This is a genomic window from uncultured Nocardioides sp. (genome assembly GCF_947488025.1).
GTDB lineage: Bacteria > Actinomycetota > Actinomycetes > Propionibacteriales > Nocardioidaceae > Nocardioides.
Genome location: NZ_CANKYS010000015.1, coordinates 73,396 through 86,026, shown reverse-complemented (window position 1 = coordinate 86,026; position 12,631 = coordinate 73,396). Strand labels below are relative to the sequence as shown.

The 12,631-nt window shown below is 71.8% G+C and carries 10 protein-coding genes; 3 read left to right on the top strand and 7 right to left on the bottom strand.

The genetic code is table 11. From position 1 onward, the window contains the following. The first annotated feature begins 438 nt into the window (after nucleotides 1–438). Nucleotides 439–1,140, top strand: a complete 702-nt coding sequence (locus tag Q1B24_RS19655; RefSeq protein ID WP_299931858.1) for a tetratricopeptide repeat protein — start codon at nucleotides 439–441, stop codon at nucleotides 1,138–1,140. Between the two features lie 155 nt (nucleotides 1,141–1,295). Further along, nucleotides 1,296–1,811: a DUF3145 domain-containing protein gene (locus tag Q1B24_RS19650; RefSeq protein WP_299931860.1), complete on the top strand. Its 516-nt coding sequence runs from the start codon at nucleotides 1,296–1,298 to the stop codon at nucleotides 1,809–1,811. Nucleotides 1,812–1,850: 39 nt separating this feature from the next. Here Q1B24_RS19650 and Q1B24_RS19645 read toward each other — a convergent pair whose 3' ends face one another. The 6 genes from Q1B24_RS19645 to Q1B24_RS19620 all read right to left on the bottom strand — a co-directional run bounded on the left by Q1B24_RS19645 (nucleotide 1,851) and on the right by Q1B24_RS19620 (nucleotide 8,470). Then, nucleotides 1,851–3,281 carry a carboxyl transferase domain-containing protein gene (locus Q1B24_RS19645; RefSeq protein ID WP_299931856.1) on the bottom strand — a complete coding sequence of 477 codons (1,431 nt, stop codon included), beginning with the start codon at nucleotides 3,279–3,281 and terminating at the stop codon, nucleotides 1,851–1,853. Between the two features lie 18 nt (nucleotides 3,282–3,299). Beyond that, nucleotides 3,300–4,550: a beta-ketoacyl synthase gene (locus tag Q1B24_RS19640; RefSeq protein ID WP_299931854.1), complete on the bottom strand. Its 1,251-nt coding sequence runs from the start codon at nucleotides 4,548–4,550 to the stop codon at nucleotides 3,300–3,302. Nucleotides 4,551–4,683: 133 nt separating this feature from the next. Continuing rightward, the gene (locus Q1B24_RS19635; RefSeq protein ID WP_172260204.1) at nucleotides 4,684–4,929 is read right to left on the bottom strand and encodes an acyl carrier protein; all 246 of its coding nucleotides are present in this window, start codon (nucleotides 4,927–4,929) and stop codon (nucleotides 4,684–4,686) included. A gap of 91 nt (nucleotides 4,930–5,020) precedes the next feature. After that, nucleotides 5,021–6,034: a beta-ketoacyl-ACP synthase III gene (locus tag Q1B24_RS19630; protein WP_299931849.1), complete on the bottom strand. Its 1,014-nt coding sequence runs from the start codon at nucleotides 6,032–6,034 to the stop codon at nucleotides 5,021–5,023. Next, a complete protein-coding gene (locus Q1B24_RS19625) occupies nucleotides 6,034–7,218 on the bottom strand; it encodes an acyltransferase domain-containing protein (protein WP_299931847.1) in 1,185 nt (394 codons plus the stop codon). The genes Q1B24_RS19630 and Q1B24_RS19625 overlap by 1 nt, the downstream gene beginning before the upstream one ends. Before the next feature lie 79 nt (nucleotides 7,219–7,297). After that, a complete protein-coding gene (locus tag Q1B24_RS19620) occupies nucleotides 7,298–8,470 on the bottom strand; it encodes a CdaR family transcriptional regulator (RefSeq protein ID WP_299931845.1) in 1,173 nt (390 codons plus the stop codon). A gap of 172 nt (nucleotides 8,471–8,642) precedes the next feature. Here Q1B24_RS19620 and Q1B24_RS19615 point away from each other — a divergent pair, with 172 nt between their 5' ends. Beyond that, a complete protein-coding gene (locus Q1B24_RS19615) occupies nucleotides 8,643–9,629 on the top strand; it encodes an alpha/beta fold hydrolase (protein WP_299931843.1) in 987 nt (328 codons plus the stop codon). A gap of 41 nt (nucleotides 9,630–9,670) precedes the next feature. Here the strand turns inward: Q1B24_RS19615 and aceE are convergent, their stop codons facing one another. Continuing rightward, nucleotides 9,671–12,460, bottom strand: a complete 2,790-nt coding sequence (gene aceE, locus Q1B24_RS19610) for a pyruvate dehydrogenase (acetyl-transferring), homodimeric type (protein WP_299931840.1) — start codon at nucleotides 12,458–12,460, stop codon at nucleotides 9,671–9,673. Between the last annotated feature and the right edge of the window lie 171 nt (nucleotides 12,461–12,631).

Here is a 12,631-nt window from a genome sequence, read left to right as displayed (position 1 = left end):
GGAAGTTAAGCCTTTCAGCGCCGATGGTACTGCAACCGAGAGGTTGTGGGAGAGTAGGACGCCGCCGGACAAACATTTGGCAGGGGCCACCAGTGATCTGGTGGCCCCTGTGCCATTTCATGGCACGGTATGAGTAGCGTTGACCCCGAGCGGGGACGACGCGTGGAGAAGGGAAGTGCGGCTGTGGCCGAGGACCGTCGAGGACAGCGACCGTCACGAGGCGGCTCGGGCGCCGGACGAGGAGGCTCGTCAGCCGGCAGCCGCAGCGGCGGCTCCAGCTCGCGCGGAGGTGGCCAGCGCAGCGACTCGCGCGGCGCCTCTGGCCGCTCGGCTGACTCCCGTGGCACGTCGGGCCGTCCCGCCTCCGGTGGCAAGCCGTCCGGCGGCAAGCGTCCCGACCGCTCGCAGGAGCGTGGCTTCAGGGCTCGCTCGGAGCAGGTGACCCGCACGGCCGACCAGGCTGCGTACGACGGTCCCGACCTGCCCGAGGACATCACCGGCGCCGAGCTCGACCGTGGCGTCCGCGCCCAGCTGAAGGGCCTGCCGGAGAAGCTGGCGGCCCGCGTCGCGCGACACCTGGCAGCAGCGGGCGCGTTCATCGACGACGACCCCGAGCTGGCCTACCGCCACGCGCTGGCCGCGCGCGCCCGTGCGTCACGCATCGCCGTGGTCCGGGAGGCGGCGGGCGAGACCGCCTACGCCGCCGGCCACTACGCAGAGGCCCTGGCCGAGCTGCGCGCGGCGAAGCGGATGAACGGCGCGACCGACTACCTGCCCATCATGGCCGACTGCCACCGTGCCCTCGGCAACCCGGAGCAGGCCATCAAGCTCGCCAAGAGCCCGTCGGTGTCCAACTTCAGCTCCGAGGCCAAGGCCGAGATGACGCTGGTCGAGGCCGGTGCCCGGCGTGACATGGGCCAGCTCGACGCCGCGCTGCGGACCCTCGAGCTCGCCCCGCTCACCTCCAAGAGCCGGCAGTCGTGGGTGGTGCGGCTGCGCTACGCGTACGCCGACACCCTCGAGGCCGCTGGTCGCGAGACCGACGCCCTCTCGTGGTTCCACCGCACCCACGCCATTGACTCCGACGAGCTGACCGACGCTGCCGCCCGCGCGGAGGCGCTCGAACGACGCCAGTCCTGATCGGCGTGACTGCTGGCGCTCGGGCGCCACATGCGTCACAATGGGGCCACTAATCACATACGTGTCACTCGACTCTTGTTGAGCACTGACGACAGAACGCTGGGGAAGGCGCATCTGGAGCGTCGGAACTCAAGGAGGTCACAGTGACCACACGCATTGCTTCCCGTCCGGACGGTCCGGCCACGAGGGGCATTCTCTACGTGCACTCTGCTCCCTCCGCACTCTGCCCGCACATCGAGTGGGCGGTGGGCGGAGTCCTCGGAGTGGCCGTCTCGCTCGACTGGACGCCTCAGCCTGCCCAGCCGGGTTCCTACCGCGCCGAGCTGTCCTGGTCCGGCTCCGCCGGCACGGCCGCCGCCGTGGCATCGGCGCTGCGCGGGTGGAACCACCTGCGCTTCGAGATCACCGAGGAGCCGACCAGCTCCACCGAGGGCATCCGCTTCTCGTGCACGCCCGACCTCGGGATCTTCCACGCCATCACCGGCCCGCACGGGGACATCCTGATCCCCGAGGACCGGCTCAAGGCCGCGGTCGTGAAGGCCGCACTGGGCGACACCACGCTGCTGCTCGAGATCGACAACCTGCTCGGCAAGCCGTGGGACGACGAGCTGGAGACCTTCCGCCACGCCGGCGAGGGCGCCCCGATGCGCTGGCTCCACCAGGTGGTCTGAGCGCCCCAGCGGTCGCGTCGTGCGTGACGTCGACCGACGTCAGAGCGGGATGTTGCCGTGGCGCCCGCGGCGTACGCCGGCGGTGTCGATCTCGTGGCGCATCGCCTGCGCGATCGCGCTGCGGGTGCGGGTGGGCTCGACGACCTCGTCGACGACCCCGATCTCGACTGCCTTGTCGACGCCACCGGCGATCCGCTCGTGCTCGGCGGCGAGCTCGGTCTCGACCTGGGGCCGGATCTCGGGTGAGACCTCGGCCAGCTTGCGGCGGTGCAGGATGCGGATGGCCGCCACGGCGCCCATCACGGCCACCTCGGCGCCCGGCCAGGCGAACACGCGGGTGGCGCCCAGCGAGCGGGCGTTCATCGCGATGTAGGCGCCGCCGTAGGTCTTGCGAGTCACGAGCGTCACCCGCGGCACGACGCACTCGCCGAAGGCGTGCAGCAGCTTGGCGCCGCGACGTACGACGCCGTCCCACTCCTGGCCGACGCCGGGGAGGTAGCCCGGGACGTCGACGAGCACGACCAGCGGCACCCCGAACGCGTCGCACATGCGCACGAAGCGGGAGGCCTTCTCGGCCGAGAGTGAGTCGAGGCAACCGCCGAGCCGCAGCGGGTTGTTGGCGACGACGCCGACGGTGCGGCCGCCGAAGCGGCCGAGGGCCGTGACGATGTTGGGGGCCCAGCGGGCGTGGAGCTCCTGCATGGTGCCCTCGTCGAGGAGGCCGTCGACGAGCGGGTGCACGTCGTAGGCGCGCTTCTTCGACTCCGGCAGCAGCGCGCCGAGGTCGCGGTCGTCGACGGAGTCGACGGCGAGGCTGCCCTGGGCGCCGAGGAGCGAGGCGACGGTGCGGGCCCGGTCGAGCGCCTCGCGCTCGGACTCGGTGAGGATGTGGACGACGCCGGAGCGCCGCCCGTGCGGCTCGGGTCCGCCGAGGCGGAGCATGTCGACGTCCTCGCCCGTGACGGAGCGGACCACGTCGGGGCCGGTGACGAAGATGCGGCCCTCGGGCCCGAGGATCACCACGTCGGTGAGGGCGGGACCGTAGGCGGCGCCACCGGCGGCCGGGCCGAGCACGACCGAGATCTGCGGGATCACGCCGGACGCCTGGGTCATCACCTGGAAGATCCGTCCGACGGCGTGGAGGGAGAGCACGCCCTCGGCCAGACGGGCGCCGCCGGAGTGCCAGAGCCCGATGATGGGCACCCCGTCGGTGATCGCGCGGTGGTAGGCGTCGACGACGACGCGGCACCCCAGGTCGCCCATGGCGCCGCCCATCACGGTGGCGTCGCTGCAGAAGGCGACCACGGACGTGCCGTCGACGCGGCCCACCGCGGCGAGCATCCCCGAGTCGTCGTCGGGGGTGATCAGCTCGAGCGTGCCCTCGTCGAGCAGCGCGGTGAGCCGGTGGACCGGGTTGCGCGGGTCCTGCTCGCGGGGCAGCTTGGCGGGCTTCGTGGCCGTCGTCGTCATGGGGTGTCCTTCCGGTTCTCAGGCGCTGCCGAAGGCGACCGCGACGTTGGCGCCACCGAAGCCGAAGGAGTTGTTGAGCGCGACGACGTCGCCGTCGGGCAGGTCGCGCTTCGACGTCGGGATGTCGAGGTCGACCTCGGGGTCCTTGTCGTCGAGGTTGATGGTGGGCGGGCTGACCCGGTCGTGGAGCGCCATCACGGTCGCGACGGCCTCCAGGGCCCCGGCGCCGCCCAGGAGGTGGCCGGTCATCGACTTCGTGCTCGTCACGACGCACCGGTCGACGTGCTCGCCGAGGACGGCGTGGAGCATGAGGCCCTCGGCGATGTCGCCCTTGGGCGTGGACGTCGCGTGGGCGTTGACGTGGATCACGGTCGCCGGGTCGACGTCACCCTCGCGCAGCGCCATCTTGATCGCCCGGGTGCCGCCGCGACCCTCGGGGTCGGGTTGGGCGATGTCATGGGCGTCGTTGCTGATGCCGGCTCCGCGCGCCTCGGCGTAGATCCTGGCACCGCGGGCGCGGGCGTGCTCCTCGGACTCGAGGATCAGCACGGCACCGCCCTCGCCGAGGACGAAGCCGTCGCGGCCGGTGTCCCAGGGGCGGGAGACGGTGGTCGGGTCGCCGCCCTCCTCGCTGCCGGTCTTGGACAGCGCCATCATGTTGGCGAACGCGGCCATCGGGAGCGGGTGGATCGCGGCCTCGGTGCCGCCGGCGATGACGACGTCGGCGCGGCCGAGCCGGATCATGTCGATGGCCATGGCGATGGCCTCGTTGCCCGAGGCGCAGGCCGAGGTGGGCGCGTGGACCGCAGCGCGGGCGCCGTACTTGAGGCTGACGTTGGCCGCGGGAGCGTTGGGCATGAGCATGGGGACCGCGAGGGGGGAGACCCGGCGCGCACCCTTCTCGAGGAGGATGTCGTAGTTGTCGAGCAGGGTGGTGACCCCGCCGATGCCGGACGCGAGTGCGACGGCGAGACGCTCGGGCTCGAGGCCGGAGTCCTCCAGGCCGGCGTCGGCCCACGCCTGGTCGGCCGCGACCATGGCGAACTGGCTGGACCGGTCGAGCCGACGGGCCTTGACGCGCTCGAGCACCTCGGACGGCTCGACCGCGACGCGGCCGCCGATCTTCACGGGGAGCTGGTCGACCCACGCGTCGGTGAGCCGCCGGATGCCGGACGTGCCGGACAGCATCGCCTGCCACGTCGAGGCGACGTCCCCGCCGACGGGGGAGGTGGCGCCGAGGCCGGTGACGACTACGCGGGTCGAGGGCATCAGATGAGGTTCCGTTCTCGCGGGTGGATCGGGGTGGATCGGGGTGGATCGGGGTGGACCCGAGATGGAGGTCGGGGCCTGGGTCACGGGGGCCGGGGCTGGACGCCGGCCACCCGTGACGTCAGGACGAGCGTCAGCCCTGCGCGCGCTCGATGTAGGCGACGGCGTCGCCCACGGTCTTGAGGTTCTTGACCTCGTCGTCCGGGATGGTCACGCCGAACTTCTCCTCGGCGGCCACGACGACCTCGACCATGGAGAGCGAGTCGACGTCGAGGTCGTCCACGAAGGACTTGTCCAGCTGGACGTCGTCGGCGTCGACGCCGGCCACCTCGTTGACGATCTCGGCGAGGTCGGCGCGGATTTCTTCGGTGCTGGCCATGGGGCCTTCCCTTCTTCTGTGTGGGTGCTGCTCGGGCTGGTTCTGGGTTGGTCAGGAGATGGTGCTGGGGTGGTGCTGGGGGTGGTGCTGGTCAGGGGACGGTGACGACCTGGGCGGCGTAGGACAGCCCGGCGCCGAAGGCGATGAGCAGTGCCGTGTCGCCGGACCTGGCCTCACCCTCGGCCATCATCCGGTCGAGCGCGAGCGGGACCGATGCGGCCGAGGTGTTGCCCTGGTCGGCGACGTCGCGTGCGATGCGGACCGATGCGGGGAGCTTCATGGAGCGCGCCATGGCGTCGATGATGCGCATGTTGGCCTGGTGGGGCACGAAGACGTCGAGATCGTCGAGGGTGATGCCGGCCGCGTCCAGTGCCTGCTGGCCGATCTTCGCCATGGCGAAGGACGCCCAGCGGAAGACCGGGTTGCCCTGCATGGTCAGGTGCGGCATCACGCCGGAGCCGGGCTGCGTGTCGGTGCCGACGACGTCGCGCCAGTCCTCGCGCTGCCGGATGAGGTCGAACTGCTCGCCGTCGGAGCCCCACACGACCGGTCCGATCCCGGGGGTGTCACTGGGTCCGACGACGGCTGCTCCTGCGCCGTCGGCGAAGATGAAGGCGGTGCCGCGGTCGGTGAGGTCGAGGATGTCGGTGAGCCGCTCGACCCCGACCACCAGGACGTGGCGGGCGCTGCCGGCGCGGACGATGTCGGAGGCCAGGGCGATGCCGTGGCAGAAGCCGGAGCACGCCGCGGAGATGTCGAAGGCGGCGGCGCCGTCGGTGCCGAGCTCGTGCGCGATCGCGGTGGCGACGGCCGGGGTCTGGAGCAGGTGGCTCACGGTGGCGACGACCACGCAGTCGATCTGGCCGACCTCGAGGCCGGCGCGCTCGATGGCGATCCGGGACGCCTCGACGGACATCATCTGGACCGACTCCTCGGGACCGGCCCAGCGGCGCGTCCGGATCCCGGAGCGCTGCTGGATCCACTCGTCGCTGGAGGCGATGGCGTCGACGACCTCGGAGTTGGGGACGACGCGGGAGGGGCGGTAGGCGCCGACGCCCATGATGCGTGCGTGTGCGGCACCCGTGCCGCCGGTGATGGCAACCATCAGAGCGTGGCCTCCGGGTGGAGTCGCAGGAGGGGCTGGCCGGGGGAGACGAGGTCGCCGTCCTCGACCAGCCACTCGACGACGGAGCCGCCGTGGGGCGCGGTGATGTCGGTGCGGTCGCGCAGGCTGGCGACGGCGCCGATGGTGGCGCCGGGGGCGAGGAGGTGCAGCTGCGCGGCCTCGGCGGAGATGTGGAACGTGCCCTTGGCGGGCGAGACGACCATCCGCCACGTCGGGGTGGTCTCGATCATCGAGGCCTCGCCGTGCTTGTCGCAGAAGTCACGGGCGGCGTCGAGCTGGTCGGGCGTCTTGAGGGCGAAGGTCTCCACCCCCTTGAGGGCACGCTTGGCGATCCCGGTGAGCGTGCCGGCGGGCGGCATCTCCAGGATGCCGGTGACGCCGAGGTCGCTCATCGTCTCCAGGCACAGGTCCCAGCGGACCGGGTTGGAGATCTGCCCGACCATGCGGCGCAGCACGTCGCGGCCGTCGTGGACGACCTGGCCGTCGCGGTTGGAGATCACCGGGGTGCGCGGGTCGTGGGTGGAGACGGAGCGGGCCAGCGAGGCGAGGCGGTCGACGGCCGGGGCCATGTGGACGGTGTGGAACGCCCCGGCGACGCTCAGCGGCATCAGGCGCGCCTTGGCTGGCGGGTCCTCGGCGAAGGCGGCGAGCTGCTCCGTCGTACCGGCGGCGACGACCTGGCCGGGGCCGTTGTCGTTGGCGGCGGTGAGGCCGTGTCGCTCGATGGCCGCGAGGACCTCGTCGCGGTCGCCGCCGAGGACGGCCGTCATCCCGGTGGCGGTGGTGGCGGCCGCGTCGGCCATCGCGTTGCCGCGCTCGCGCACGAGGACCATGGCCTGCTCGGCGGTGATCACCCGGGCACCGGCCGCGGCGGTGAGCTCGCCGACGCTGTGCCCTGCGACCGCACCGATGCGCGCGAACGCGTCTGCCGGGTGCGGGAAGAGGTCGAGGGCCGCGACCAGCCCGGTCGCCACCAGCAGCGGCTGGGCGATCTTGGTGTCGCGGATGGTCTCCGCATCCGCCTCGGTGCCGTAGTGGGCGAGGTCGATGCCGGCCACGGTGGCGAGCCAGTCGAACCGGGCGGCGAAGGTCGGGTCCTCCAGCCAGGGCGTGAGGAATCCGGGGGTCTGGGCCCCTTGGCCGGGAGCGACGATGACGAGCACATGACCACTGTGACGGGTCGCGGTCGATCCCCGCGGGTCCGACGCCGACGAAACTGACCCCCAGATCTTTGTAGGGTTCCTACAGTTCCGTCCGACCCGACTGGCGCCCTAGGATCAGCGCCAGCTGGAGGGCGAACGCCTCACGTGGTCGGGTCGGTGACCACCCGGTCGTGTCGGAGATCTGGCGGAGCCGGTAGCGCACCGTGTTGGGGTGGACGAAGAGTGCGCGGGCCGTCGCCTCGATGGACGAACCGTGCTCGAACCACGCGGCCAGCGTCTCGAGCAGGGTGCCGCGCGCTGCCATCAGCGGAAGGTAGACCTCGTCGACGAGGTGTCGTCGCGCGTGCCCGTCGCCGGCCAGGGCGCGCTCGGGGAGCAGGTCGCGGCTCGCGACCGGGCGCGGGGCGTCGGGCCAGCCGCTCGCGGCCCGGTGCGCGGACAGCGCGGCCCGCATCGACGCGCTGGCGTGGGCCAGGTCGGCGGTGACGGGGCCAACCACCACGGGGCCGTCGCCGAAGTGGTCGAGCAGCCTGGTGGCGGCTGCCAGGGGGTCGGTGACGCCGCCCAGGACGACGACCAGCCGGTCGCCCTGCGTGGCGCACAGCGCGTCCATCCCGCCGGCGCGCGCGGAGCGTCGTACGGAGTCGAAGACGTCGAGCTCGGCCCGGTGTGGGGGCGTGGCGCCCAGCACGACGGCCACGTCGCCGTGCGCACCCCAGCCCAGCGCACTCGCCCGGGACAGGACGCTCTCGTCGGCCTCCGCGCGGACGACGGAGTCGACCACGAGCGCCTCGAGCCGCGCGTCCCACGCGCCGCGCGACTCGGCCGCGCGGGCGTAGACGGCGGCGGTGGCGAAGGCCACCTCGCGGGCGTAGAGGAGGACCGCGTCGTGCACCTCGCGGGCGTCGTCGGGGTCGAGGAGGGCGTCGATGGTGGTCTCGACGACCCGGATGCTCAGCCGCACCAGCTCGACGGTCTGCTGCAGCGAGATGACGCCGGTCAGCTCGCGCGGCGCGGCGCCGAACACGACGACGTCGAGGGGGTCGTGGGCCGACGCCTCGACCTCGCGGTCGTACCAGTCCACGAACCCGCGGATGCCCGCCTGGACGATGAGGCCGACCCACGAGCGGTCCTGCGCGCTCAGGTCGTCGAACCAGGGGAGGTCGGCCGACATCCGCCCCGTCGCGGCGGTGCTGAGCGCTCCCGTGGAGTTGCGCAGGGCCTCGGCTGCGCGGCGGCGGGACGGGGTCACGGCACGACTGTAGTGGGGTGCGTCACGTAGTGGGATTCCCACGAACCGAGCGGGCCGTCGGGCGCGCGGGCGAGGTCACGACTTCGCATCGGGGCGAGGCGCGTGGGGTACCGGGGGACACGCTCTGGTTGAATCCGGACAGTCCCAGCCCGAGATCGAGGGAAGAGGTCGCGTGAGCCGTCGCACCAGCCAGCACGTCGAGCACGTGACCGTGCACGGACACCGGCGCGCTTTCGTCCGGGCCGGGTCGGGGCCCGTCGTGCTGCTGCTCCACGGCCTCGGCTGCGACCACACGACCTGGGCGCCGGTCATCGACTCGCTCGCTCGGACGCACACGGTCATCGCACCGGACCTGCTCGGTCACGGCGTGTCCGACAAGCCGCGCGCCGACTACAGCGTGGGCGGCTACGCCAACGGGATGCGCGACCTGCTGACCGTGCTGGGCATCGACACCGCGACGGTGGTCGGGCACAGCTTCGGCGGGGGAGTGGCCATGCAGTTCGCCTACCAGTACCCCGAGCGCACCGAGCGCCTCGTCCTCGTCGCCTCCGGGGGACTGGGACCCGAGGTCAGCCCGGCCATCCGCGCGATCACCACCCCCGGCTTCCACCAGGTCATGGGTGTGCTGGCGACCCCCGGACTGCGCCACGCCGCCACGACGACGATGCGGGTGCTCGCCCGGAGCGGGATCAGCCAGCTGCGCGACCTCGGCGAGGTCGCCACGATCTACGACTCCTTCAAGGACCCCCGGGCGCGTGCGGCGATCCGGCACGTGGTCCGGGCCGTCGTGGACTGGAAGGGCCAGATCGTCACCATGGCCGACCGCGCCTACCTCACCGAGGCGATGCCGATGTGCGTCGTCTGGGGCGCCGACGACCTCGTCATCCCGGTCAGCCACGCCAGCAACGCCAGCGCGCTGGCGCCGACCGCCCGCGTCGAGATCATCCCCAACGCCGGTCACTTCCCGCACCGCGACCACCCCGAGCGGTTCGCCAAGATCGTGCGAGACTTCATCCGCACCACCGAGCCGAGCCGCTACGACCGCGACCACTGGCGCGACCTCCTCGACGAGGGGGCACCGGTGCGTCCGGCCGAAGCGCGCGCCGGCGAGCCGCCCGTCGGCCCGCTGGACGACGTACGACACGCAACACCCGCCTGACCCGGGCGGGTCAGGCGGGTGTCAGCGGGTGGTGACGTCCCTCAGGCGTCGCCGCCCTCCTGCTTGATGTCCTTGGTGGCGGTCGGGTCGTCGATCCGGTAGCGCTCCGCGGCCTCCACGGCCTTCTCCACCGGGAGCTCGCCGGCGTCGGCGAGCGCCTGGAGGGCCTGGACGACGACGCTCTGCGCGTCGATGTGGAAGAAGCGACGCGCTGCCGGGCGCGTGTCGGCGAAGCCGAAGCCGTCGGCACCGAGCACGCGGTAGTCGGCCGGGACCCAGCGGGCGATCTGCAGCGGGACGGCCCGCATGTAGTCGGACACGGCGACGACCGGACCCTGGACGTCGGCGAGCTTGTCGCTGACGTAGGCCGTGCGGTGCTCCTCGCCCGGGTTGAGCAGGTTCCACTGCTCGGCGGCGGCGCCGTCGCGGGCGAGCTCGTTCCACGAGGTGACCGACCACAGGTCGGCCTGGACGCCCCACTCCTCGGCGAGGAGGCGGGCGGCCTCCTCGACCCAGGGGAAGCCGACGCCGGACGCCATCAGCTGGACCCGCGGGCCCTCGCCGTCGGCGGTGGCGACCTTGTGGATGCCCCGGAGGATCCCGTCGACGTCGACGTCGGAGGGCTCGGCCGGCATCGAGACGGGCTCGTTGTAGACGGTGAGGTAGTAGATGACGTCCTCGCCGGTGCCGTCGGGCCCGCCGGTGCCGTACATCCGCTCGAGGCCGTTCTGCATGATGTGGCTGATCTCGTAGGAGAAGGCCGGGTCGTAGTGGACGATCGCCGGGTTGGTCGCGGCCAGCAGCGGCGAGTGTCCGTCGGCGTGCTGGAGGCCCTCGCCCGTCAGCGTCGTACGACCGGCCGTGGCGCCGATGAGGAAGCCGCGGGCCAGCTGGTCGGCCATCGCCCAGATCGAGTCGCCCGTGCGCTGGAAGCCGAACATCGAGTAGAAGATGTAGAACGGGATCATGTGCTCGCCGTGCGTGGAGTACGACGACCCGGCAGCCGTGGCCGACGCCATCGCGCCCGCCTCGGAGATGCCCTCGTGGAGCATCTGGCCCTGCGCGGACTCCTTGTAGGAGAGCAGCATCTTGCGGTCGACCGACTCGTACTGCTGGCCACCCGGGTTGTAGACCTTGGCGCTCGGGAACATGGAGTCCATGCCGAACGTGCGGTACTCGTCGGGGGCGATCGGCACCAGGCGGTCGCCGATCTCCGGGTCCTTCATCCAGTCGCGGAGCAGTCGGACGACGGCCATCGTGGTGGCGAACTTGTTCTTGCCCGAGCCCTGCTTGAGCTCGGCGTAGAGCTCGTCGCCGGGCAGCTTGAGCGCGGTGGCGCGGTTGACGCGGCGCGGGATCGAGCCGCCGAGGGCCTTGCGGCGCTCGAGCATGTACTCGATCTCGGGAGCGTCGGCGCCGGGGTGGAAGAACGGCGCGCCGCCGGTCTTCTCGTAGGACTCCTCGAGGTCGCGGTCGCTGATCGGGAGGTAGAGCCGGTCGCGGAACTTCTTCAAGTCCGGGAGGGTCAGCTTCTTCATCTGGTGGGTGGCGTTCTTGCCCTCGAGGGCGTCGATCGTCCAGCCCTTGATGGTGTGGGCGAGGATCACCGTCGGCTGACCGGTGTGCTTGCTCGCGGCGTCGAAGGCGGCGAAGACCTTGCGGTAGTCGTGGCCGCCGCGGGGCAGCTTCTCGATCTGGCTGTCGGACATGTGCTCGACCATCGCGCGCAGGCGCTTGTCGCCACCGAAGAAGTGCTCGCGGACGTAGGCGCCGTCCTCGGTGGAGTAGGTCTGGAACTGCCCGTCGGGGGTGGAGTTCATCCGGTTGACCAGGACACCGTCGACGTCGCGCGCCAGCAGCGCGTCCCACTCGCGGCCCCACACGACCTTGATGACGTTCCAGCCGGCGCCGCGGAAGTTGGCCTCGAGCTCCTGGATGATCTTGCCGTTGCCGGTGACCGGGCCGTCGAGCTGCTGGAGGTTGCAGTTGATGACCCAGGTGAGGTTGTCGAGCTCCTCGCGCGCGGCGACGCGGATCGCGCCGAGCGACTCGGGCTCGGCCATCTCGCCGTCGCCCATGAAGGCCCACACGCGCTGCTGCGTGGTGTCCTTGATGCCGCGGTTGTCGAGGTAGCGGTTGAAGCGCGCCTGGTAGATCGACCCGATGGCGGTGAGGCCCATCGAGACGGTGGGGAACTCCCAGAAGTCGGGCATCAGGCGGGGGTGCGGGTAGGACGGCAGGCCGGCGCCCTTGCCGTGCTGGACCTCCTGGCGGAAGCGGTAGAGCTGCTCCTCGCTGAGGCGGCCCTCGAGGAACGCGCGGGCGTAGACGCCCGGCGAGCCGTGGCCCTGGATGTAGATCTGGTCGCCGCCGCCCTCGTGGTCCTTGCCGCGGAAGAAGTGGTTGAAGCCGACCTCGTAGAGGCTCGCCGAGGACTGGTAGGTGGCGATGTGGCCGCCGACCTCGAGACCCTTGCGGTTGGCCGACGACACCATCACCGCGGCGTTCCAGCGGATGAACGCGCGGATGCGGCGCTCGGCCTCCTCGTCGCCGGGGAACCACGGCTCGCGCTCCGGCGGGATCGTGTTGATGTAGTCGGTCGAGCGCAGCGCGGGGACGCCGACCTGCTTCTCGCGCGCACGCTCGAGCAGGCGCAGCATCACGTAGCGCGCGCGGTCGCGGCCGCGGTCGTCGAGCATCGCGTCGAACGACGCGAGCCACTCCTGCGTCTCGTCCGGGTCGATGTCGGGCAGCTGGGTGGGAAGGCCCTCGTGGATCACCGACGCGATCGCCGGGCTCTTGCTGTTGTCGGACTTCTCGGCGTCACTCACCCGCTCATCGTGTCACGCTCGTCCGCGCCACGAAATCTACCCACGGGTAGTCCCATGACGCGTACCGGGGTTGCGGCGCCTGCCGTGTTCCTGTGGACTGTGCGCACCAAGCCTGACCACGCCGGTCGGGACCCCAGGACACAGGAGGCACTGCGTGAGCTCGACGGTGGG